Source organism: Geodermatophilus arenarius, assembly GCF_042654585.1.
In the GTDB taxonomy this organism is placed as follows: domain Bacteria; phylum Actinomycetota; class Actinomycetes; order Mycobacteriales; family Geodermatophilaceae; genus Geodermatophilus; species Geodermatophilus arenarius.
Genome location: NZ_JBHSGR010000001.1, coordinates 259264 through 281376 on the forward strand (window position 1 = coordinate 259264; position 22113 = coordinate 281376).

The window sequence follows — 22113 nt, forward strand, 5'->3', positions numbered from 1 at the left end:
TCAGCTCCCGGCCAGCAACTGGCCGACGTAGCGGGCCACGGCTCGCACCGCGGCCATGTTGCCTGGGTAGTCCATGCGGGTCGGGCCGACGATGCCCAGCCCGCCCAGCGCCCGGTCACCGGTGCCGTACCCCACCGAGACGACCGACGCACCGGCCAGCGCCTCGTGGGCGTTCTCCTCGCCGATGCGCACGAGCACCGCGCCGCTGCTGTCGACCTCGCTGATCAGCTTGAGGACGACGACCTGCTCCTCCAGTGCCTCCAGCAGCGGGCGCAGGCTGCCCGGGTCGAGCGCGACGCGCGCCAGGTTCGCCGTCCCGCCGATGACGAGACGGTCCTCCCCCGGCTCGACCAGGGTCTCGACCAGCGCGGCGCTGACCGCGGCGACCAGTGCCCGCAGGTGCTCCGGCGCGGTCTCGACGAGGTCGGGGACCTTGCTGCCGGCGTCGGCGAGCCGGGCGCCGGTGAACGCGGCGTTGAGCGTGGCACGCAGGTCCGAGACGTCGTCGCGGCTGACGTCGACCGGGCAGTCGACGACCCGCTGCTCGACGCGGCCGGTGTCGGTGATGAGCACCAGCAGCAGCCGCGAGCCGGTCAGCTGCACCACCTCGAGGTGGCGGACCGCACTGCGCGACAGGGTCGGGTACTGGACGACGGCGACCTGGTGGGTCAGCTGGGCGAGCAGGCGCACCGTGCGGCCGAGGACGTCGTGCAGGTCGACCGCGCCGTCGAGGAACCGCTCGATGGCGCGGCGCTCGGCGGGCGACAGCGGCTTGACCGCCGAGAGCCGGTCGACGAACAGCCGGTAGCCCTTGTCGGTGGGCACCCGCCCGGCGCTGGTGTGCGGCTGGGTGATGTAGCCCTGCTCCTCGAGGACGGCCATGTCGTTGCGGATGGTCGCCGGCGAGACCCCGAGGTCGTGCCGCTCGGCCAGGGCCTTGCTGCCCACGGGGTCGTTGGTGGAGACGAAGTCCTGCACGATCGCCCGCAGGACCTGCAGGCGCCGTTCGTCGTGCGCCACGGTGACACCTCCCCGAACCGGTCGACGTCGCCGTGCGGGGAGCCGCGGGGGCTCCGGCCCGCCCTCGCCGGGTGCCCGGCCGGGTTGGCACTCGCACGGACCGAGTGCCAATCCAGCATACGACCAGGGAGCCGTTCCGTCGCGGACGTGACGGGGTCCACCACCCGGTGGGGGCCCGGCACGGCGGGCGGCGGGCCGATACGCTCGGACGCGTCGGTGCCGGTACGGGGCAGGTGTTGGACGGAGGTCGGGTCCCTGATCTTCAAAGCGGTGCGGAACGGGCGCCCCTATCCCGAGCACGGGTTGTCCACCAGGGACTGGGCGATGATCCCGCCCCGGCAGATCCGGCTCGACACCCTCGTCACCACCAAGCGCGAACTGGCGCTGGACACCCTGCTCGCCGACGACTCGACCTTCTACGGCGACCTGTTCCCGCACGCCGTCCAGTGGCACGGCGACCTCTACCTCGAGGACGGCCTGCACCGCGCGCTGCGGGCGGCCCTGCAGCAGCGCTCGGTCATCCACGTCCGGGTGCTCGACCTCGACGCGCTGATGCCCGCCAACCTGGCCTGATGGACCCGGCCCGGCTCGACGGCGGGGTGCTGCTGCGGGAGGCGACCGCCGGGGACCTGCCCGCAGTGGTCGCGCTGTTGGCCGACGACCCGCTGGGCGCGACCCGGGAGTCGGCCGACCCCGTCCCGTACGAGCGGGCGTTCGCCGCCGTCGACGCCGACCCCGCGCACCTGCTGGTCGTGGCCGAGGACGCCGGCGCCGTCGTCGGCACGCTGCAGCTGTCGTTCCTGCCCGGGCTGTCCCGCGGCGGCGCGCTGCGCGCACAGGTGGAGGGCGTGCGGGTGGCCGCGGCCGCCCGCGGGCGGGGGCTCGGCGAGGCGATGCTGCGGTGGTGCGCCGCGGAGTCCCGCCGCCGCGGCGCCGCCCTGCTGCAGCTGACCACCGACGTCCGCCGCCCCGACGCGCACCGCTTCTACGAGCGGCTGGGCTTCGTCGCCTCACACGTCGGCATGAAGCTGGAGCTCTAGCCGCTACAGCCAGCCCTTGTCGGCGGCGACGCGGGCGGCCTCCACCCGCGTGCGGGCGCCGGTCTTGCCGATCGCCGAGGACAGGTAGTTGCGCACCGTGCCCTCGGACAGGAACAGCCGCCGGGCGATGTCGGCGACGGTGGCGCCGTCGGCGGCCTCCCGCAGCACGTCGGCCTCGCGCGCGGACAGCGGCGTCGCGCCGATCGCCAGCGCGGCGGCGGCCAGTTCCCGGTCGATCACCCGCTCCCCCGCGACGACGGCGCGGATCGACCGGGCGAGCTCGGCGACCGGCGCGTCCTTCACCAGGAAGCCCGCCGCGCCCACCTCCATGGCGCGGCGCAGGAACCCCGGCCGGCCGAAGGTGGTGAGGACGACGGCGCGCACGCCCGGCAGCTCGGCGGCCAGCTCGCGGGCGGCCTCCAGACCGTCCCGCCCGGGCATCTCGATGTCGAGCAGCGCGACGTCGGGGGCGTGCTCCCGGGCGGCGGCCAGCACCTCGTCGCCCCGGCCCACCTCGGCGACGACGGTGATGTCGGGCTCCAGCTCCAGCAGCGCCCGCAGCGCGCCGCGGACCATCGACTGGTCCTCGGCCACCAGCACCCGGATCACCGGGCCACCGCCGCGTGAGCCGGCACCAGCGGCAGGACCGCGCGCAGCTCGTAGCCGCCGTCGCGGCCGGCGCCGCCGGTGAGCCGGCCGCCGAGCGCCCCCACCCGCTCGGACAGGCCGGTGAGCCCGGAGCCGGGCCCGGTGTCGTCGGCGGGGCCGCGGCCGTCGTCGGTGACGGTGAGCACCGCGTCGGTGCCGTCGTCGGCGAGGGTGACGGTGACCGTCCGGGCGCCGCTGTGCCGCAGCACGTTCGTCGTCGCCTCGCGGACCACCCAGCCCAGGGCGGCGTCGACCGGGCCGGGCAGCACGGGCACCCGGTCGGGCAGGCGGGCGGCGATCCCCGCGCCGGACAGCGCCGCGCGCGCCTCGGCCAGCGCCTGCGCGAAGCTGACCTGGCGGTAGCCGCTGACCGCGTCGCGGACCTCGGCCAGCGCGCGGCGGGCGGCGGCCTCGACGTCGGCCATCTCGGTGCGCGCCCGTGCCGGGTCGACCTCGGCCAGCCGCCCGGCGAGCTCGCTCTTGAGCGCGATGAGCGACAGGCTGTGGCCGAGCAGGTCGTGCAGGTCGCGGGCGAAGCGCAGCCGCTCCTCGGCGACCGCGTTGCGCGCCAGCTCCTCGCGGGCCGCGGCGAGCTCGGTGTTGACCTCGACCAGGTGGCGGGTGCCGCGCATCGCGAACGCCGTGAGCAGACACATCACCGGGAGGATGAACAGGTTCGCGAGCTGGCCGTCGGCCGTGACGACCCCGGCGCACACCGCGGCGGCGGCGAGCACCGCCGGCCACACCCAGCGCCGCGGCAGTGCCGCCGCCGAGGCCGCCGACACGTAGATCAGCAGACCCGCCCACGCCGGGCCCAGCCAGACGGCGAGGCCGGCACCGAGCGCCGCGACCACCGCCAGCCGGCCGAGCGGTCCGCCCGGGTCGCAGCTGGTGAACGACCGGCGGAACACGTCGAGGTAGACGGCGGTGAACACCAGCAGCGCGGCGCCGGCGACCACCCGGACCGCCGTCGGCCGGTCGGTGGTCAGCAGGTCGGCGAGGGGGAAGGCCTGGAACAGCAGCCAGGGCAGGGACCAGCCGATCTGCCGCCACCGGGAGTGGGCGTCCACGGCGCCCGACCGTAGACCTGCCGATCCCGGTACCGGACGTGCCGGACGTCGTCGGCCCGGGCTGACATCCGTCAGGTGCTGTCCCCGCCTTCCGCGCGCGAGAGGCAGAGGTGCCGCCTCTCGCGCGCGAGAGGCGGAGCCTCAGTCCGTCAGGTCCCGGACGACGGCGTCGGCGAGCAGGCGGCCGCGGTCGGTGAGCACCGCCCGGCCCCCGGCGTGCGCGGCGGGCTCCAGCAGGCCGCGGGCGACGGCGTCGGCGGCGCGGGCCCGGCCGGTGTCGGACAGCGCGGTCAGCGGCAGCCCGTCGCGCAGCCGCAGGCCGAGCATGACCGTCTCCAGCGCGCGGTCGGCGGGCTCGAGCACCTCGCGGTCGGCCACCGGGCCCTCCCCCGCCGCCAGCCGCTGCGCGTACGCCGCCGGGTGCTTGACGTTCCACCAGCGCACGCCGCCGACGTGGCTGTGCGCGCCCGGGCCCACGCCCCACCAGTTGGCGTTGGCCCAGTACAGCTCGTTGTGCCGGCAGCGGGCGGCGTCCCCGCGCGACCAGTTGCTGACCTCGTACCAGTCGAACCCGGCGCCGCGCAGCACGGTGTCGGCCTGGACGTAGCGGTCGGCGAGGACGTCGTCGTCGGGCATCGGCAGCTCGCCGCGGGCGATGCGGCGGGCCAGCCGGGTGCCGTCCTCGACGATGAGCGCGTACGCGCTGACGTGGTCGACCGGCGCGGCCAGGACGGCGTCGAGCGAGGCGGCCCAGTCGGCGTCGGTCTCCCCCGGCGTGCCGTAGATGAGGTCCAGGTTGACGTGCTCGAAGCCGGCCGCGACCGCCTCCCGCGCGGCCTGCGCCGCGCGCCCCGGGGTGTGCCGCCGGTCGAGGACGGCGAGCACGTGTTCGGCGGCGGACTGCATCCCGAGGCTGAGCCGGGTGAAGCCGGCCGCGCGCAGGGTCGCCAGCGACCGCGGGGTCACCGACTCGGGGTTGGCCTCGGTGGTCACCTCGACGCCGTCGGCGACCGGGAACAGCTCGCGGACGGCGGCCAGCACGGCGGCGAGGTCCTCGGCGGGCAGCAGCGTCGGGGTGCCGCCGCCGACGAAGACGGTGGAGACCGTCGGCAGGTCGGGGCCGAGGACCCGCGCGGCGCGGTGCAGCTCGGCGATCGCGGTGCCCGCGTACTCGGCGCGGTTGGCGCCGGGGCCGAGCTCGTCGGAGGTGTAGGTGTTGAAGTCGCAGTAGCCGCAGCGGGTGGCGCAGAACGGCACGTGCACGTAGAGGCCGAACGGCGTCGTCGTCAGGTGCTCGCGGGCACCGACCGGCAGGTCGTCGTCCGCGGGCGGACGCGCCGGCAGCAGCGGCAGGGTGGTGGTCATCTGCTCCCAGTGTGCCGCGCCCCCGCCACCCCGGGGCAGGATGCCCGGGTGAGCTCTGCGCCCGTGGACGAGGACCGGCTGCTGCAGGTGACCGTCGCGGGGGGCGTGGCCCGGCTGGTGCTGGACTCCCCCGGCAACCGCAACGCGCTCTCCCGGGCGCTGCGCGCGCAGCTGCGCGAGGCCCTCGACGCCGCGCTCGCCGATGACGCGGTGCGCGTGGTCGTGCTCGACCACACCGGGCGGGTGTTCTGCTCGGGGATGGACCTGTCCGAGGCGGCCGGCGCCGGGGCCGGGGACCAGGGGGTGCGCGAGCTCCCCGACCTGCTGCGGACGATCTGGACCGCCCCCAAGCCGGTGGTGGCCGCGGTGCGCGGGCCGGCGCGGGCCGGCGGGGTCGGCCTGGCCGCGGCCTGTGACGTCGTGGTGGCCGCGTCCTCGGCGACGTTCGGCATGTCGGAGGTGCGGCTCGGGCTGGTGCCCGCCGTCATCTCCGCGGTCGTGCTGCCGCGGATGCTCCCGCACGTGGCGCACCGGCTCATGCTCACCGGCGAGGTGTTCGACGCCGCCACCGCCGCGGCCGGCGGGCTGGTGGACCTGGTGGCACCCGACGACGGGGTCGACGCCGCCGTCGACGGGCAGGTGCTGGCGCTGGCCGCCGGGTCGCCGTGGGCGCTGGCCGAGACCAAGCGGCTGCTGCGCGCCGGCGGGCTCCGCGGCTCCTTCGACGACCTGCTCGAGCTCTCGGCGCGGGCCTTCGCCGGCGAGGACGGTCAGGAGGGCATCGCCGCGTTCCGCGAGAGGCGCCCGGCGCGCTGGGTCCCCTCGCTCTAGCGGACCCGGCTCACCCGCGGGACGCTCCGGACATGACCGTTCCCGAGGACCCGCGCGAACGCTTCCGCACCCTGCCCGAGCCGGTCGACCTCGAGGACACCGTGGAGACCGTCGACGCCTCCTCCGCGCAGCCGGTGCTGACGGAGAGCGACGAGCGCGACGCGCTGCTCCGCCAGGCCGGCGGCTGACCTGTCCCGTGCGCGGTCGTGCTCTGCCCCGCCGGTGGGGGCAGAGCACGAGCTGCCCGGACCCGAGGATCCGCGCCGGGAAGTCGTGCTCTGCACACGGGTGTGTGCAGAGCACGACTGCGCTCAGAGCACGTAGGTGGCGATCATCTGGCCGAGCTGGCGGATGTCGGAGTTGCCCTTGAACTCCAGCCGCACCTTGCCCAGCCCGCTGAACCACAGGTCCAGCTCGGCGTCGAGGTCGAAGGTGCCCGCGGTCTCCACCGAGAAGGCCTGGATCCTGCTGTAGGGCAGCGAGGTGAAGTCCTTCTTGCGGCCGGTCATGCCCTGGACGTTCACCGCGATCAGCCGCTTGTCGGTGAAGACGACGAAGTCCCGCACCGTCTTGAACGCGAAGTACAGCTGCTCGCCCGGGATGAGCAGCGGGGCGACGTCGCCGGCGACGTCCTGGGGGTTGCACTGGCTCAGCTTGAACACCGAGCCGCTGGAGAAGTCGATCACCGGGACACGCTAGGTCAGCGGAACGTCACGGCCCGTATCCCACGCCGGGTCAGCGGAGCCGGCGGGTGGCGTCGGGCAGCCGCTGGGTGACCCCGCGCGCGTCGAGCCACTCCATGAGCGGTACGGCCACCCGCCGCGTCGTCCCCCACGCCGAGCGCGCCTGGCTGAGCGTGAACGGCTGCGGCACCGCGGCCAGCCGCGCGCGGGCGGCCTCCTCCACGCCCGGCGCCAGGTAGACGCCGTCGGCGATGCGCACCAGCTGCCCGTCGCGCACCGCGGCCGCCAGCTCGCGGGGTCCGAGGCGGGCGGCGCGCAGCTCGTCGGCGTCCGGGGCGGCGAACGGATCGGCGGCCAGCCGCGCCCGGATGGCGTCGACCGCCCGCTGCACCGCCGGCGGCAGGCCGGCGGCGGCCACGACGACCCGGCCCTCGCGCAGCGCCAGCGGCGGCCGCACGACCAGGGCCACCAGGTCGTCGTCGGGCAGGTCCAGCTCCCGGCGGACGACGGCGACCGGCGGCCCGGGCTCCAGCGGGTGCGCCTGCCGGTGCGCGGCCACCAGCCCCGGCACCCGTCGGGCCAGCTCGCCGACCAGCCCCGGCGCCAGCAGCCACGGTCCGGCGCGGACGGCGTCGCCGGGCACCGGCCAGCCCATCGCGGTGAAGTCGTCGGCGCGCACCACCCGTCGGCGGGCGAGGTCGCCGGCGGCACCGGCCGGCCCGGCCTGCTGGCGGCCCAGCTCGCCGGCCCGCTGCCGGGCCGCCCCGCGGCGGCGCAGCTCCGGCGGCGCGACGTCGCGGACGCCGACGCCGAGCAGCCGCCGGTCGGCCGGGTCGCGCAGCAGGACCCGGTCCCCCACCCGCAGCGGCAGGGGGGCGGCCAGCCGCAGCCGCACCGCCCGCCCGTCGAGCGGGCGCAGCCGCACCGGCACCGCCGCCGAGCCGACGTGCAGCACCGCCTCGGCCGGCAGCCGCCCCTCGGGCGCGCGGGCTAGGACGACGTCGGCCTCCGCGGTGGTCCGGAACGCGCCGGGGGTGAGCAGCGCGTCGCCGCGGGAGAGGTCCTCGACGGCGATCCCGCGCAGGTTCAGCGCCACCCGCGCGGTCGCCGTCGCCCGCTCCACCGGACGGCCCAGCGACTGCACGCCGCGCACGCCCACCTCGCGGTCGCCGAGCCGCAGCCGGTCGCCGGGTGCGACGGACCCGGCGGCGAGCGTCCCGGTGACCACGGTGCCGGCGCCGCGGATCGGGAACGCGCGGTCGATCCACAGCCGCACCGGCGCCTCGGCGTCCGGCGCGGGCAGCCCGGCCAGCAGCGCCTCGAGGGCGGCGGTCAGCTCGGCGACGCCGCGGCCGGTCGGCGCGCTCACCGCCACGCCGGGGACGGCGCCCATCGACGTCGCGGCCAGCCGCTCGGTGGCGTCGGCGAGCACGGGCGCGGGGTCGGCGAGGTCGGCCTTGGTGACGGCGAGCAGCGCGTGCCGCACGCCGAGCGCGTCGAGGACGGCGACGTGCTCGGCGGTCTGCGGCGACCAGCCGTCGTCGGCGGCCACCACGACCAGCGCGGCCGGCACGGACCCGACGCCGGCGAGCATGTTGCCGACGAACCGCTCGTGCCCCGGCACGTCGACGACGGCCAGCACCCGGCCCGAGGGCAGCGTCGTCCAGGCGAAGCCGAGGTCGATGGTCAGACCGCGGCGGCGCTCCTCCTCCCACCGGTCGGGCTCCATGCCGGTGAGCGCGCGGACCAACGTCGACTTGCCGTGGTCCACGTGCCCGGCGGTGGCGATCACGTCCATGCCGCTCAGGGCCACCGCTGCGCCACCTCCAGCACCGCGGCGGCGAGGTCGTCGTCGGCCGACGGCGGCACGCTGCGCAGGTCGAGCAGGGTGCGCCCGTCGGCCACGTACCCGACGACCGGCCGCGCACCCCGCCGCAGCGGCTCGGCGAACGGCTCGGGCAGCGAGACCGCCGCGCTGGGCAGCGGGTGCTCGGGCGCCCCTCCCCCGCCGACCCGGGCGGCGGAGTCGACGGCGTGCGCGTCGACCCCGGCGGCGGCCAGCCGGCCGGCCAGCGCGCGCGCCCGGGCGCGCAGCCCGTCCACGTCGGCGGCGAGCATCTGCTGCACCGGAGGCTGCGGGCCGCGCAGGGTGGCCTCCAGCGCGGCGAGCGTCGTCTTGTCCACCCGCAGCGCCCGGTACAGCGGGTGCCGGCGCAGCCGCTGCACCAGGTCGGCGCGGCCGAGCACCAGGCCGGCCTGCGGGCCGCCGAGCAGCTTGTCCCCGCTGGCGAGCACCAGGTCGGCGCCGTCGGCCAGCGTCGTCTGCAGGTCCGGCTCGTCGGGCAGCGCCGGGTGCGGCCGCAGCAGCCCGGAGCCGACGTCGGCCACCAGCGGCACGCCGCTGTTCGCCAGCGCCTCGGCCAGCTCGTGCACCGGCACGGCCCGCGTGAAACCGCGGACGACGAAGTTCGACGGGTGCACCTTGAGCACCGCGCCGGTGTCGTCGTACAGGGCGTCGCGGTAGTCGTCGAGGGTCACCCGGTTCGTCGTCCCCACCTCGCGCAGGCGGGCGCCGGTCGACTCGAGCAGGGCGGGGATGCGGAAGCCGTCGCCGATCTCGACCAGCTCGCCGCGGGCGATGACCAGCTCGCCGCCCAGCGCCGTGGCCACCAGCGCCAGCGCGGCCGCGCAGTTGTTCACCACGATCGCGGCCCCGGCGGCGGGGACGGCGGCCAGCAGCGCGGCGATCGCCGCCTCGCCGCGCGGCCCGCGGCGGCCGGTGGACAGGTCCAGCTCGACGTCGGTGGTGCCGCTGGCCGCGACCACCGCCTCGACGGCCGCGGCCGACAGCGGTGCCCGCCCGAGGTTGGTGTGCACGAGGACGCCGGTGGCGTTGAGCACCGGGCGCAGGGCGGACGCGGTCGACGGCAGGCCGGCGAGGACGGCGGCGACCGCGTCGTCGGGCGCGAGCTCGCCCGCGCGGATGCGGGACTGCACGGCGCGGACGGCGTCCTTGACCAGCTCCCGGCCCAGGCGCGAGGCGGCGTCGGCCAGCGCCGGGTCGGCCAGCAGCGTGTCGGTGCGGGGCACTGCCCGCCGCGGGTCGGCGCTCATCGCTGCGGAGCGTATGCGCGCCGGCCCGCGGGGAGGCTGGCGGAGGCGGACGGGAATCGAACCCGCCTGACCGAGCTGCTCGGCCACGTCGGCTTTAGAGGCCGCGGGGGCCACCAGGCGCCCTGACGCCTCCGCCGGCCAGCCTACGGTGGGGCCGTGACCAGCGCGCCCGCACGGATCCGCCTCACCCAGTACGCGCACGGCGGCGGCTGCGCCTGCAAGATCCCGCCCGGGGAGCTCGAGGCCGTCGTCGCGGGGCTCACGCACACCGGCCCGGTCGACCCGGCCGCCGAGCTCGTCGTCGGCCTCGACGACGGCGACGACGCGGCCGTCGTCCGCACCGCCGGCGGGCAGGGGCTGGTGCTCACCACCGACTTCTTCACCCCGGTCGTCGACGACGCGTACACCTTCGGCCGGATCGCCGCGGCCAACGCGCTGTCCGACGTCTACGCCATGGGCGGCACCCCGGTGGTCGCGGTCAACCTGCTCGGCTGGCCGCGGGACGTGCTGCCCGCCGAGCTCGCCGCCGAGGTGCTGCGCGGCGGGCTCGAGGCGGCGCAGGAGGCCGGCTGCCACGTCGGCGGCGGGCACTCGATCGACGACCCCGAGCCCAAGTACGGCATGGCCGTCACCGGCGTCCTCGACCTCGACCGGGTCATCCGCAACGACGCCGCCGTTGCCGGGACGCCGCTGTCGCTGACCAAGCCGCTGGGCGTCGGCGTGCTCAACAACCGGATGAAGGCCACCGGCGAGGTCAGCGAGGAGGCGGTGGCCTCGATGACCGCGCTCAACCGGGACGCCTCGCGCGCCGCCCTGGCCGCCGGCGTCCGCGCGGGCACCGACGTCACCGGCTTCGGCCTGCTCGGTCACCTGTACAAGATGGCGCGCGCCAGCGGGGTGACCGCGGTGGTCGACGCCGCCGCCGTCCCCTACCTGGCCGGCGCCCGCGAGGCGCTGGCCGCAGGGTTCGTCTCCGGCGGCACCCGGCGCAACCTCGACTGGGTGCGCCCGCACACCGATCTGTCCGCCGTGGGGGAGGACGAGGCGCTGCTGCTGGCCGACGCGCAGACCTCCGGCGGGCTGCTGCTGGCCGGGGAGGTGCCCGGCGCCCCGGTGATCGGCGAGTTCGTCCCGCGGCAGGAGCACGTCCTGGTCGTCCGCTAGCGTCCGCCGCATGCGCGCCGTCTTCGTCTCCACACCCTCGCCCGACGACCCGCTCTCCGTCCTGGAGGTCGGCGACCGGCCCGAGCCGGAGGTGCCCGACGGCTGGACGACGGTGCAGGTCGAGGCCGTCTCCCTCAACCACCACGACCTGTTCAGCCTGCGCGGCGTCGGCCTGCCCCAGGAGCGGATGCCGATGATCCTGGGCACCGACGCCGCCGGGCTGGACGAGGACGGCAACGAGGTCGTCGTCCACGGCGTCGTCGCCAGCCCCGGGTGGACCGGCGACGAGACGCTCGACCCGAAGCGCACGCTGTTCTCCGAGCTGTACCAGGGCACGATGGCCGAGCGGGTCGCCGTCCCCCGGCGCAACCTGCTGCCCAAGCCCGCGGAGCTGTCCTTCGCCGAGGCCGCCTGCCTGCCCACCGCCTGGCTGACCGCCTACCGGATGCTGTTCGTCCGCTCCGGTCTGCGGCCCGGCCAGACGGTGCTCGTGCAGGGCGCCAGCGGCGGCGTCGCCACCGCGCTGGTCGTCCTGGGGCGGGCCGCCGGCTACCGGGTGTGGGTGACCGGCCGCAGCGAGGAGAAGCGCGCGGCCGCGCTCGAGCTCGGCGCCGACCAGGCCTTCGAGACCGGCGCCCGGCTGCCCGAGCGGGTCGACGGCGTCATGGAGACGGTCGGCAAGGCGACCTGGAGCCACAGCGTCAGGTCCCTGAGGCCCGGCGGCGTCATCGTCACCTCCGGCGCCACCACCGGCTACGACCCGGGCGCCGAGCTCAACCGGGTGTTCTTCACCCAGCTGTCGGTGGTCGGGTCCACCATGGGCACCCGCGACGAGCTGGAGTCGCTGGTCCGGATGTGCGCGGTGACCGGCGTCCGCCCGGTCATCGACGTCGAGCTGCCGCTCGAGGAGGCCTGCGAGGGCTTCAGCCGCATGCTCGAGGGGCGCACCGCCGGGAAGATCGTCTTCACGCTCTGACGAGGAGGCCGGCCGTGGCCAGGACAGCGCGGGTGTGGCGGGGCTGGGTCCGCACCGGGGACGCCGACGCCTACGCCGCCTACGTCGAGGAGACCGGGGTCGGCGAGTACCGGCGGACGCCGGGCAACGAGGGCGCCTGGGTGCTGACCCGCGACCTCGGCGACGGCCGCACCGAGGTCGTCGCGCTGAGCCTGTGGGAGTCGCTGGACGCGGTCCGCGGGTTCGCCGGCGACGACCTCGAGGCCGCCGTCTACTACCCCGAGGACGACCGCTTCCTGGTGCAGCGCGAGGACACCGTCACGCACTACGCGGTGCACGAGCCGCGCTGACCTCGCGCAGCAGCGCCAGCGCCGCGACCGCCGCCAGCGCGGCGGCGACCGCGGCGCCGGCGAAGACGGTGTGCAGCTGGGTGAGGACGGCCTGGTCGACGGCCGCCTCGTAGGCGGGGCAGTCGGCCGGGGTGTCCGGGCAGACGGTCAGCGGCGAGCCGAGCGCCGCCACCTCGGCGGTGAACCGGCGCAGCGCCACCGCGGTGAGCAGCGACAGCCCGACCAGCATCCCCACGGTCCGGGCGACGACGGCGAGCGCGCTGGCGCTGCCGTGCACGGCGGGCCCGGTGACCGCCAGCAGCACCGCGTTGACCGGCGCGATCGCCAGGCCGAACCCGAGCCCCGCGGCCAGCAGCACGACCGTGGACCCCCACCGGTCCAGCGACGTCTCGCCCCAGCCGGTCATCGCCCACAGCGCCAGCGCGGCCAGCACCGTGCCGCCCGCGGCGACCAGCCGCGGGGGCAGCACCCGGCACAGCCACCCGCCGGCGACCGCGCCCACCGGGACCGCCACCAGCAGCCGCACCAGCACGAGCGCGGCGCCGAGCTGGTCGCCGGGCGTCGTCGTGGCGCGGGCGAACAGCGGGACGTCGACCAGCGCGGCCACCAGCGCCACCCCGACCAGCAGGTTGACCAGCAGCGCGCCCCACGCGCCGGCCGGTCGCAGCGCGCCCAGCGGCAGCACCGGGTCGGGCGCGCGCCGCTCGTGCAGCCAGAAGCCGGCGGCGGCCAGCGCGGCGACCGGCAGCAGCACCGGGCCGTGGGCGACGACCTCGGTGGCCGGGTCGGCTGCGGCGAAGGACCACACCAGCGCCCCGAGCGCGACGACGGCGAGCAGCGAGCCCAGCGCGTCGACCTCGCGGACCAGCCGCGGCGCCCCGCGCAGCGGCAGCACCGCGCCGTCGGGGTGCGCGAGGCTCCGCGCGACCAGCGCCAGCCCGGCGGCCACGGCGGCCAGCACCAGCGGCGTCGAGGCGGCTCCGCCGTCGGCCAGCGGCACCCAGGCCAGGCCGAGGGTGACGTCCTCGGCCAGCGCGGCCGGCTCGGCCAGCTGCAGGCCCGCGGCGGTGCCGGTGAGCAGCAGCAGGACCAGGCCGACGGGGTCGGGCCGCCGGCGGCCGCCGGTGAGCACCACCCCCGCGGCGAGGACCAGCCCGAGCAGCAGGTTGAGCCAGAAGACCGCCCGCCAGTCGCCGACCGCGAGCACCGCGGCGCCGGCCAGCGGGCCGAGCACCGCGCCGGCCTCCTGCACCGCGCCGACCACGCCCAGCGGCACCGCCCGGCGCTCGGGAGGCCACCGGTCGGCGACCAGTGCCAGCGTGGCCGGGACCAGCCCGCCGGCGCCCACGCCCTGCAGCCCGCGACCGGCGACGGCGAGGCCCAGGTCGGTCGCCGTGGCGGTCAGCAGGGAGCCCAGCGCGAACAGCAGCAGGCAGCCGGCCAGCACCGGGACCCGGCCGCGCAGGTCGGCCAGCCGGCCCAGCAGCGGCAGCGTGGCGGTGTAGCCGAGCAGGAAGCCGCCGACGATCGGCGTCGCCCGCTGCAGCTCGTCGATGCCGACGCCGACCCCGGTGAGGATGTCCGGCAGCGCCAGGACGACGACGTAGGTGTCGGCCGCGGTGACCAGCACCGCCAGGGTGGCGAGGACGACCAGCGGTAGCCCCGGGACCGCGGGCGCCTGCGGCTCAGCCGACAGGCGGTGCGGTGATCTCGACATCGTCGCCGGGGTCGGAGAACTCGATGGTGAAGGTGGCGTCCTGGTCGGCCGCGTAGAACGGGCCGGTCAGCTCGGCGCGGCGCAGCTGGCCGGACTCGGTCGCCACGGAGAAGCGGGCCTCCACCGGCTGGCTCGGGTCCTCGCTGGTGAGCACCTGCTCGACCAGGTCGCCGGGGATCTCCGCGGTCACCTCGCGCACCACCTCGCCGTCGACCCGGCGCTCCTCCCCCAGCTCGGCGGCGTCGGACTGGGCGAGCAGCTGCGAGATGCCGGTGTCGGGGTCCAGCAGCGCGCCGGGGTCGCCGAAGCCGAACTGCGCGGGGTCGACGACGCTGTAGCCGCTGGTGAAGGGCAGCTGCGCGTAGACGGTGCCGTCGACCGAGACGACGGCGAGGTCGAGCGCCGAGCCGACGGCCAGCACCTGCAGCGTGCCCTCGAACGAGGCCGGGCGGAGGACGTCGCCCTCGCCGCCGACCAGCGCGGTGCCGGTGGTGGGGGCGCCCTCGCTGGTCAGCACGAAGTGCAGCGACTCGGTCTCGTCTAGCGTGGTCTTCGCGCGGGCGAGCAGGTCGCCGGCGGACTCCTCCGGCTCGCTCCCGCCGCAGCCGGCCAGCGCGGACACCGCGACCACCAGCCCGGCCACCGTCGCGGCAGCACGGCGCAGCACCATCGTCGTCCTCCCCGCTCCCGCCGGTCGGCTCCCGGCGCGGGCACGGTAGCGCGTCGCGGTGGCCGGCAGACGCAGGCGGCGGGGGTCCCGGGGACGGGGCGGCCGGTCCACGCCGGCGCCGCGTCAGGCCGGGGCGGCGGCCCTCGCGGCGATCCGCGCGGCGAGCCTTGGCTGGTCCTTGACCGGGAACGACGCCAGCGCGGGCTCCAGCTGGGCGATCCGGTACCGCTGGGTGGTGAGCGCGCGGAAGGCCAGGCCGGCGGTGACCCCGTGCTCCGGCCGGTCGACGACGGCGACCTCGTCCCCCGTGCCGACGTCGCCGGTCTCGAGCACCCGCAGGTAGGCGCCGGTGGCGCCGTGCGCGGTGAACCGCTTGACCAGGTCCGGGACGTCCCAGAAGCGGGCGAAGTTGGCGCACGGGATGCGCGGCGCGGTCACCTCGAGCAGCGCCGTCCCCACCCGCCAGCGCTCGCCGATGACCGCCTCGGTGAGGTCCAGGCCCGCCGTCCGGAGGTTCTCGCCGAAGCGGCCCGGCGGCAGGTCGCGGCCGAGGTCGGCGGCCCACCAGTCGGCGTCCTCCTGGGCGTAGGCGTAGACCGCCTGCCCCTCCCCGCCGTGGTGCTTCCGGTTGACCTGGACGTCGCCGTCCAGGCCCAGCTCGCCGACGGCGACGCGGCCGGGCCTCGGCCGCTTGTCGATGCCGCTGCGGTCGGGCCGGCGCCCGGGCAGGGGCAGCAGGTCGGAGCCGGAGACGCAGACGGCGAGCAGCCGGCCGCTCACTTCTTGGCGGCGGAGGGCTCGTTGGTCGACAGCGCGGCGACGAAGGCCTCCTGCGGGACCTCCACGCGGCCGACCATCTTCATCCGCTTCTTGCCCTCCTTCTGCTTCTCCAGCAGCTTCCGCTTGCGGGTGATGTCACCGCCGTAGCACTTGGCGAGGACGTCCTTGCGGATGGCGCGCACGGTCTCGCGGGCGATCACCCGGGAGCCGACGGCGGCCTGGATGGGCACCTCGAACTGCTGCCGCGGGATGAGCTCGCGCAGCTTGCCGGCCATCATCACGCCGTAGCTGTACGCCTTGTCCTTGTGGACGATGGCGCTGAACGCGTCGACGGCCTCGCCCTGCAGCAGGATGTCCACCTTGACCAGCGAGGACTCCTGCTCGCCGGCCTCGGCGTAGTCGAGGCTGGCGTAGCCGCGGGTGCGCGACTTCAGGGCGTCGAAGAAGTCGAAGATGATCTCGCCGAGCGGCAGGGTGTAGCGCAGCTCGACGCGGGACTCGCTCAGGTAGTCCATGCCGCCGAGCTGACCGCGCCGGCTCTGGCAGAGCTCCATGATCGCGCCGGTGTAGTCGCTGGGCGCGATGATCGTGGCGTTGACGATCGGCTCGTAGACCTTGTCGATCTTGCCCTCGGGCCAGTCGCTGGGGTTGGTGACGGTGTGCTCGGTGCCGTCCTCCATCACCACCCGGTAGACGACGTTGGGCGCCGTGGAGATGAGGCTGATGCCGGCCTCGCGCTCGAGCCGCTCGCGGACGATCTCCAGGTGCAGCAGGCCGAGGAAGCCGACGCGGAAGCCGAAGCCGAGCGCCGCGGAGGTCTCCGGCTCGTAGGTCAGCGCCGCGTCGTTGAGCAGCAGCTTGTCCAGCGCCTCGCGCAGCAGCGGGTACTCGCTGCCGTCGATCGGGTAGAGGCCGGAGTAGACCATCGGCTTGGGGTCGCTGTAGCCGCCGATCGGTTCGGCGGCCGGGCGGTGCTGCAGCGTGACGGTGTCGCCGACGCGGGACTGGCGGACATCCTTCACCCCGGTGATGAAGTAGCCGACCTCGCCGACGCCGAGGCCGTCGACCGGCTTGGGCTCGGGCGAGATGACGCCGATCTCGAGCAGCTCGTGGGTGGCGCCGGTCGACATCATCCGGATGCGCTCGCGGCTGGAGATCCGCCCGTCGACGACGCGGACGTAGGTGATGACGCCGCGGTAGATGTCGTAGACCGAGTCGAAGATCATCGCGCGGGCCGGGGCCTCGGCGTCGCCTTCCGGCGCGGGGATCTGCGCGACGATCGCGTCCAGCAGCTCCGGCACGCCCTCGCCGGTCTTGCCGCTGACCTTGAGGACGTCCTCGGGCTCGCAGCCGATGATGTGCGCGATCTCGGCGGCGTACCTCTCGGGCTGCGCGGCCGGCAGGTCGATCTTGTTGAGGACGGGGATGATCGTGAGGTCGTTCTCCAGGGCCAGGTAGAGGTTGGCCAGGGTCTGCGCCTCGATGCCCTGCGCGGCGTCGACCAGCAGGACCGCGCCCTCGCAGGCGGCCAGCGACCGGGACACCTCGTAGGTGAAGTCGACGTGGCCGGGGGTGTCGATCATGTCGAGGACGTACTCGGTGTCCCCGACCTTCCAGGGCAGGCGCACGTTCTGCGCCTTGATGGTGATGCCGCGCTCGCGCTCGATGTCCATCCGGTCGAGGTACTGCGCGCGCATCTGCCGCGCCTCGATGATCCCGGTCACCTCGAGCATCCGGTCGGCCAGCGTCGACTTGCCGTGGTCGATGTGGGCGATGATGCAGAAGTTCCGGATCCGGGCGGGATCGGTGGCAGCGGGAGTCGTCACAGTGCCGCCATCGTCCCACGCCGGGGCACGGCGGTGGAGCACCGTGCCGGGGAGGTCCCCCCGCGGCCGGGTTGGGACGGCGCGCCGCACGCTGGTAACCTGGCAGGCCGGTCCGCTGACGCATGCCGTCCGGACGCACCGACAGACCCTTTCCCTCCTGCGAGACACCGAGGCTCACGCGTGGCGAACATCAAGTCCCAGATCAAGCGGAACAAGACGAACGAGAAGGCGCGCCAGCGCAACGTCGCCGTCAAGTCCGCCCTGAAGACGGCCGTCCGCCGCTTCCGCGAGGCCGCCGCCGCCGGCGACACCGAGGCCGCGACCACGGCGCTGCAGAAGGCCAGCAAGGCCCTCGACAAGGCCGCCAGCAAGGGCATCATCCACAAGAACCAGGCCGCCAACCGCAAGTCGGGCATGGCCAAGCAGCTGACCAGCCTCTGAGCTGCGTCCCAGCGCTCCCGGGCCCCCGTCCTCCCCACCGGAGGACGGGGGCCCGTCGCTGTGCGGGGCGGGCCGGCCCGGCCGCTCAGTAGCCGGCGCGGACCCGGCCGCGGCCGGTGGTGGCGCGGATGTCGACGATCCGGCGGATGGCCCGCTCGAGCGCGTAGTCGGCACTCGCGGCGACGCCCTTGACGTCGGCGTTGAGCTCGGCGGCCACCCCGATCGCCTGCTGCAGGCCCTCGATGCTCCAGCCGCGCGCCTGCGTCTGGGCCTTCTTCACCTTCCACGGCGGCAGCTTGAGCGCCCGCGCGAGGTCACCGGTGTTGGTGGTGTTCAGCGAGGTGACCCGGGCCGCGGTCCGGATGCCGTCGGCGATCGCGTCGGCGATGAGCACGTGCGCGACGCCGCGGTCCAGCGCCCAGCGCAGCGTCTCCAGCGAGCCCTGACGGTCCCCCACCAGCACCTTCTCGGCGACGGTGAAGCCGGTGACCTCGGCCTGCCCGCGGTGGAAGCGGGCGACGGCGTCGGCGTCGATGGTCCCGCCGAAGTCGGCGACCAGCTGGGTGGCCGCCGACGACAGCGCCCGCAGGTCCGCGCCGACGGCGTCGACCAGGGCGGCCACCGCGTCGGGGGTGATCCGGCCGCCGGCCGCGCGCACCTCGTTGCGGACGAACGCCGCCCGGTCGCCGGGCGAGGAGATCTTGGCGCACTCGTCGAGCGCCGCACCGGCCGCGGTGAACGCCTTGACCAGCGCCTCGTTGCGCTTGCCGCCGTGGTGGACGACGACCAGCGTGAGCTCCGGGTCGGGGTCCTTGCAGTAGCCGGTCAGGGCGTCGACCAGGGCGCCCGCGGCCTCGTGCACCCCGCTGACGACGACCAGGCGGTGCTCGCCGAACAGCGACGGCGCCAGCACGTCGGCGAGCTGCCCGACCGGCAGGCCCGCGGCGACCAGCTCGTGCACCTCCGCGGCGGGGTGGCGCTCGAGGACGGCGGCGCGCACGGCGGCGACGGCGCGGGAGCGCAGCAGCTCCTCCTCGCCGACGACGGCCCGCAGGCGGGAGGTCGGTGCCGGGGGTGCCGCTGCCACGCTCCGATGGTGTCACGGCCCGCCGACGGTCCGGCCGCACCGCGGGTCCTCCCGGCACGCCGTCGTCGCCGGGGTGCACCGGTCCGGCCTGCGCCCCCGGAGCGCCGCGGGCGGCGACGCCCCACTCCCCCACCGAGCCGACGACGGCCAGGTCGCCCTCCCGGTCGGTGCGGTGCACCCGCACCCCGTCCCGGGCCAGCAGCGACAGCAGCCGCGGCGCCGGGTGCCCGTAGGTGTTCTCCGCGCCGACGCTGACCAGCGCCACCCGGGCGCCGGTCGCGGCGAGGAAGGCCGGGTCGACGTCGGCACTGCCGTGGTGCGGGACCTTCAGCACGTCGGCGCGCAGGTCCACGCCCCGGTCGAGGACCCGCGCCTCGGCCGCCGCGCTCAGGTCGCCGGTGAGCAGCACCCGCACGCCGCGCACGGTGACCCGCACGACCAGCGAGAGGTCGTTGGGCTCGGCCGCGGCGGTGGCGATCTCCGGCGGCGGCGCCAGCACCTCGAGCCGGGCGCCGCCGACGTCGCGGCGGTCGCCGGGGACGAGGACCTCGCGGCGAGCGCCCGCCCGGGCGGCGGCGCGGGCCAGGTCGCCGGCCCGGTCGTCGGCCGGGGACAGCGTGCCGGTGGCGACGGCGCCCACCTCCCGCCCGTCCAGCGCCCCGGCCAGCCCGCCGACGTGGTCGGCGTCGAGGTGCGACAGCAGCACCAGCGGCAGCCGGTCGACGCCCAGCCGGTCCAGGCAGCGGTCGACCGCGCCCACCTCCGGGCCGGCGTCGACGAGCACGGCCTCGCCCGGGCCGGTCGGCAGGACCAGCGCGTCGCCCTGGCCGACGTCGCAGGCCACCAGCACGGTCCCCGGCGGCGGCCAGCCGTCGGCCACCTGGCGCAGCGGCCAGCCGAGCAGCACCAGCCCGAGCAGCGCGGCCAGCCCCACCGGGCGCAGCCGCCGGTACCGCCACAGCGCCAGCCCTGCGGCGAGCAGCAGGACGGTCAGCAGCAGCGCACCGCCGGTGCCGGCCGGCCAGCCGGTCGCGCCGTCGGGCAGGGCGGCCGCGGTGCGCGCCACGGCGACCAGCCACCGCACCGGCCAGCCCGCCAGCCACACCAGACCGTCCCCGGCTTCCGGCACGACCGGTCCCACGACGGCGGCCAGTAGGCCGAGCACCGTCGCCGGAGCCACCGCCGGCGCGGCGAGCAGGTTGGCCGGGAGCGACACCGGGCTGACCAGCCCGGACAGGCCCGCCACCAGCGGCGCGGTGGCCAGCCCGGCGGCCGCCGCGACCGCCACCGCGTCGGCGGGGGTGCGCGGCCAGCCGCGGCGCCGCAGCCGGTGCGACCAGCGGGGCGCCAGCAGCACGATCGCCGCCGTCGCCGCGACCGACAGGGCGAAGCCGGCGTCGCGGGCCAGGCGCGGGTCGAGCAGCAGCAGCACCGCGACCGAGGCGGCCAGCGCGGGGACCGCGGCCCGCGCCCGGCCGGAGGCCAGCGCCAGGAGGGTGACCGCGCCCATGGCCGCCGCCCGGAGGACGCTGGCGTCGGGCCGGACCAGCACCACGAAGCCGGCGAGGACCGCGAGGGCCACGACCGCCTGCACCCGGCGGTCGACCGCCCGTCGGCGCAGCGGCGCGAGCACGCCGGTGAGGACGATCGCCACGTTGGCGCCGGAGACCGCGGTGAGGTGGGACAGGCCCGCGCGGCGGAAGTCCTCCTCCAGCACCGGGTCCAGGCCCCGGGTGTCGCCGACGACCAGGCCGGGCAGCAGCCCGTCCGCGGGTGCGGGCAGCACGCGCCGGGCGGTGGCGGCCAGCCCGTCGCGGACGGCACCGGCGGCGCGCTGCAGCCGGGACGGCTCCTCGACCGGCTCCGGCGGGCCGCGGGCCGACAGCCGCGCGACGACACCGTCGGTGGCGGGCGCGGTCGCCACCGCCACCCGGGTGCGCACCACCTGCCCGGGCAGCACGCCGGTCCAGTCCGGCGCCGGCGCGAACAGCACCGCCCCGGCGGTCAGCGACACGGTGGCCGCCCGGTCGGTCACCGCGGTGACCGTGACGTCGAGGACCAGCCGAGGCGGGCCGGTGCCGGCGACGCGCCGCGGGTCGCCGTCGACCTTCAGGACCGCGTCGACCGTGCGGCCGGCGGCGACGTCGGCGAGCGGGGAGGCGGCGCGGGCGGCGCCGCGGACGGCGGCGACGGTCGCGGTGGTGGCCACGGCGGCGAGCACGGCGAGCAGCACGAGGACGCCGGCCCGTCCCCGGCGCCGGACGAGCAGCAGCGCCGCGAGCGTGGCCGCGCCGGCCAGGACGAGCAGGGCCGGGGGCGACAGCAGGCCGGCGGCGAGGGTGACCGCCCACACCGCGGCGGCGACCGGGACCAGGCGCAGGTCCAGCCACGACCAGCGCCGGTCCGGGCGGGCGCTCACACCCGGACCAGGTCGGCGAGCTCGCCGTAGACGGCGGGGCCGATGCCCGGGACGTCGTCGAGCTGCTCGACGCTGGTGAACCGGCCGTGCTGCCCGCGGTGGTCGACGATGCGCTGGGCGAGCACCGGGCCGATGCCGGGCAGGGCGTCGAGGTCGGCGACCGTGGCGGCGTTGAGGTCCAGCGGGCCGGGCGGGGCGGCTCCCCCGCCGGCCGGCGCGGCGGCCGTGCCGGGGACGCCGACGGCGATCTGCTGCCCGTCGCTGACGACCGCGGCCAGGTTGACCGAGGCGGGATCGGCCTCGGGCAGGAGGCCGCCGGCCGCGGCCACCGCGTCGGCGACGCGGGCGCCCTCGGGCAGCGTCACCAGGCCGGGCGTGACGACGAGGCCGACGACCGAGACCACGACGGTCGTGCGGGCCCCGGCCGCCTCCGCGGGCGCGGGCTCCGTGTCGGCGGCCGGGGCGGGCTCGGGAGCCGGTTCCACCTCCGGCCGCTGCAGCCAGGTCCACCCGGCGAGCAGCAGCGCCGCCACAAGGCCGGTGAGCCACAGCGCCGCGCTGCCTCGGCGGCCGGGGTCCACCCGCACCGCGCGCCCGGGCGCCCGGTGCCGGCCGAGCCCGCCCGGCAGCCGCCCGTCCGCCGGCTCGTCGTCGAGGTCGTCGTCGAGGTCGTCGTCGAGGTCGTCGTCGACCCGGTCCCCACGGGGCTCCGGGCGGCGGAGGAGGGCGACGCCGGTGCGCGGCGGGGACTCGAGCGGGTCGTCGTCGGGCAGCCAGCCCGAGCGCCGGCCCTGGTCGAGCAGCACCCGGAGACGGGCACGGATGACGTCGGCGGCGGGGTCGCGGCGGGAGGTCAGGCGCACGCGGCGGACGCTAGGGAGACCGCCCGCCCGGGAGGACCGGTCCGCGGGGACTGTGGACGGCGGTGCGGGC

At 76.8% G+C, this 22113-nt stretch carries 21 protein-coding genes, 1 tRNA gene and 1 pseudogene; 8 read left to right on the forward strand and 15 right to left on the reverse strand.

Annotation, left to right across the window (positions count from 1 at the left end; genetic code table 11):
• On the reverse strand, positions 1-1020 hold the full coding sequence (gene hrcA, locus ACFO3M_RS01200; RefSeq protein ID WP_387985299.1) for a heat-inducible transcriptional repressor HrcA: 1020 nt from the start codon (positions 1018-1020) through the stop codon (positions 1-3).
• Positions 1021-1236: 216 nt separating this feature from the next.
• Here hrcA and ACFO3M_RS01205 point away from each other — a divergent pair, with 216 nt between their 5' ends.
• Together ACFO3M_RS01205 and ACFO3M_RS01210 are read left to right on the forward strand one after the other, a co-directional pair.
• Positions 1237-1593 (forward strand): type II toxin-antitoxin system VapB family antitoxin, encoded by a 357-nt coding sequence (locus ACFO3M_RS01205; protein WP_456904155.1) that lies wholly within the window; start codon positions 1237-1239, stop codon positions 1591-1593.
• The gene (locus ACFO3M_RS01210; protein ID WP_387985302.1) at positions 1593-2060 is read left to right on the forward strand and encodes a GNAT family N-acetyltransferase; all 468 of its coding nucleotides are present in this window, start codon (positions 1593-1595) and stop codon (positions 2058-2060) included. Before ACFO3M_RS01205 ends, ACFO3M_RS01210 begins: the two co-directional genes overlap by 1 nt.
• Positions 2061-2063: 3 nt before the next feature.
• Here ACFO3M_RS01210 and ACFO3M_RS01215 read toward each other — a convergent pair whose 3' ends face one another.
• From ACFO3M_RS01215 to hemW, 3 genes are all read right to left on the reverse strand, one after another.
• Positions 2064-2669 (reverse strand): response regulator transcription factor, encoded by a 606-nt coding sequence (locus tag ACFO3M_RS01215; protein WP_387985304.1) that lies wholly within the window; start codon positions 2667-2669, stop codon positions 2064-2066.
• Positions 2666-3778: a sensor histidine kinase gene (locus tag ACFO3M_RS01220; protein ID WP_387985307.1), complete on the reverse strand. Its 1113-nt coding sequence runs from the start codon at positions 3776-3778 to the stop codon at positions 2666-2668. The genes ACFO3M_RS01215 and ACFO3M_RS01220 overlap by 4 nt, the downstream gene beginning before the upstream one ends.
• A 141-nt stretch (positions 3779-3919) precedes the next feature.
• Positions 3920-5143 carry a radical SAM family heme chaperone HemW gene (gene hemW / locus ACFO3M_RS01225; protein ID WP_387985309.1) on the reverse strand — a complete coding sequence of 408 codons (1224 nt, stop codon included), beginning with the start codon at positions 5141-5143 and terminating at the stop codon, positions 3920-3922.
• Between the two features lie 48 nt (positions 5144-5191).
• Here hemW and ACFO3M_RS01230 point away from each other — a divergent pair, with 48 nt between their 5' ends.
• Positions 5192-5974: an enoyl-CoA hydratase-related protein gene (locus ACFO3M_RS01230; protein WP_387985312.1), complete on the forward strand. Its 783-nt coding sequence runs from the start codon at positions 5192-5194 to the stop codon at positions 5972-5974.
• A 32-nt stretch (positions 5975-6006) separates the two neighbouring features.
• On the forward strand, positions 6007-6162 hold the full coding sequence (locus ACFO3M_RS01235) for a hypothetical protein (RefSeq protein WP_387985315.1): 156 nt from the start codon (positions 6007-6009) through the stop codon (positions 6160-6162).
• A gap of 123 nt (positions 6163-6285) precedes the next feature.
• Here the strand turns inward: ACFO3M_RS01235 and ACFO3M_RS01240 are convergent, their stop codons facing one another.
• The 4 genes from ACFO3M_RS01240 to ACFO3M_RS01255 all read right to left on the reverse strand — a co-directional run bounded on the left by ACFO3M_RS01240 (position 6286) and on the right by ACFO3M_RS01255 (position 9904).
• Positions 6286-6660: a PH domain-containing protein gene (locus ACFO3M_RS01240; protein ID WP_387985318.1), complete on the reverse strand. Its 375-nt coding sequence runs from the start codon at positions 6658-6660 to the stop codon at positions 6286-6288.
• Between the two features lie 49 nt (positions 6661-6709).
• The gene (gene selB / locus ACFO3M_RS01245; RefSeq protein ID WP_387985321.1) at positions 6710-8470 is read right to left on the reverse strand and encodes a selenocysteine-specific translation elongation factor; all 1761 of its coding nucleotides are present in this window, start codon (positions 8468-8470) and stop codon (positions 6710-6712) included.
• Positions 8461-9771 (reverse strand): L-seryl-tRNA(Sec) selenium transferase, encoded by a 1311-nt coding sequence (selA, locus tag ACFO3M_RS01250; RefSeq protein ID WP_387985324.1) that lies wholly within the window; start codon positions 9769-9771, stop codon positions 8461-8463. Before selA ends, selB begins: the two co-directional genes overlap by 10 nt.
• 37 nt (positions 9772-9808) lie before the next feature.
• A tRNA-OTHER gene (locus tag ACFO3M_RS01255) sits at positions 9809-9904 on the reverse strand.
• A gap of 23 nt (positions 9905-9927) precedes the next feature.
• On the opposite strand from ACFO3M_RS01255, the gene selD reads away from it, so the two are divergent.
• From selD to ACFO3M_RS01270, 3 genes are read left to right on the forward strand one after another with little or no spacing between them, the layout of a single operon-like run.
• A complete protein-coding gene (gene selD / locus ACFO3M_RS01260) occupies positions 9928-10935 on the forward strand; it encodes a selenide, water dikinase SelD (protein WP_387985327.1) in 1008 nt (335 codons plus the stop codon).
• Between the two features lie 10 nt (positions 10936-10945).
• Positions 10946-11911: a zinc-binding dehydrogenase gene (locus ACFO3M_RS01265; RefSeq protein WP_387985329.1), complete on the forward strand. Its 966-nt coding sequence runs from the start codon at positions 10946-10948 to the stop codon at positions 11909-11911.
• Between the two features lie 14 nt (positions 11912-11925).
• Entirely contained in the window at positions 11926-12240 is a 315-nt protein-coding gene (locus tag ACFO3M_RS01270; protein ID WP_387985332.1) for a hypothetical protein, read from the forward strand.
• On the opposite strand, the gene ACFO3M_RS01275 is transcribed toward ACFO3M_RS01270, so the two are convergent.
• The 4 genes from ACFO3M_RS01275 to lepA form a co-directional block, all read right to left on the reverse strand.
• A complete protein-coding gene (locus tag ACFO3M_RS01275; protein WP_387985334.1) occupies positions 12209-13957 on the reverse strand; it encodes an MFS transporter in 1749 nt (582 codons plus the stop codon). The two genes, ACFO3M_RS01270 and ACFO3M_RS01275, sit on opposite strands and share 32 nt — an antisense overlap.
• The gene (locus ACFO3M_RS01280) at positions 13926-14627 is read right to left on the reverse strand and encodes an LppX_LprAFG lipoprotein (protein WP_387985337.1); all 702 of its coding nucleotides are present in this window, start codon (positions 14625-14627) and stop codon (positions 13926-13928) included. The genes ACFO3M_RS01275 and ACFO3M_RS01280 overlap by 32 nt, the downstream gene beginning before the upstream one ends.
• 123 nt (positions 14628-14750) lie before the next feature.
• Entirely contained in the window at positions 14751-15407 is a 657-nt protein-coding gene (locus ACFO3M_RS01285; protein WP_387985340.1) for an MOSC domain-containing protein, read from the reverse strand.
• On the reverse strand, positions 15404-17233 hold the full coding sequence (lepA, locus tag ACFO3M_RS01290; protein ID WP_387985342.1) for a translation elongation factor 4: 1830 nt from the start codon (positions 17231-17233) through the stop codon (positions 15404-15406). Before lepA ends, ACFO3M_RS01285 begins: the two co-directional genes overlap by 4 nt.
• Positions 17234-17413: 180 nt before the next feature.
• On the opposite strand from lepA, the gene rpsT reads away from it, so the two are divergent.
• Positions 17414-17674 (forward strand): 30S ribosomal protein S20, encoded by a 261-nt coding sequence (gene rpsT, locus ACFO3M_RS01295; protein WP_387985345.1) that lies wholly within the window; start codon positions 17414-17416, stop codon positions 17672-17674.
• Positions 17675-17759: 85 nt separating this feature from the next.
• Here rpsT and holA read toward each other — a convergent pair whose 3' ends face one another.
• The 3 genes and pseudogenes from holA to ACFO3M_RS01310 form a co-directional block, all read right to left on the reverse strand.
• Positions 17760-18761 carry a DNA polymerase III subunit delta gene (holA, locus tag ACFO3M_RS01300; RefSeq protein WP_387985348.1) on the reverse strand — a complete coding sequence of 334 codons (1002 nt, stop codon included), beginning with the start codon at positions 18759-18761 and terminating at the stop codon, positions 17760-17762.
• Positions 18762-19074: 313 nt separating this feature from the next.
• Positions 19075-21180 (reverse strand): annotated as a pseudogene (locus tag ACFO3M_RS01305) (ComEC/Rec2 family competence protein); the annotation flags it as partial.
• Positions 21177-22043 (reverse strand): ComEA family DNA-binding protein, encoded by an 867-nt coding sequence (locus ACFO3M_RS01310; protein WP_387985351.1) that lies wholly within the window; start codon positions 22041-22043, stop codon positions 21177-21179. The pseudogene ACFO3M_RS01305 and the gene ACFO3M_RS01310, both read right to left, overlap by 4 nt.
• Positions 22044-22113 lie beyond the last annotated feature (70 nt).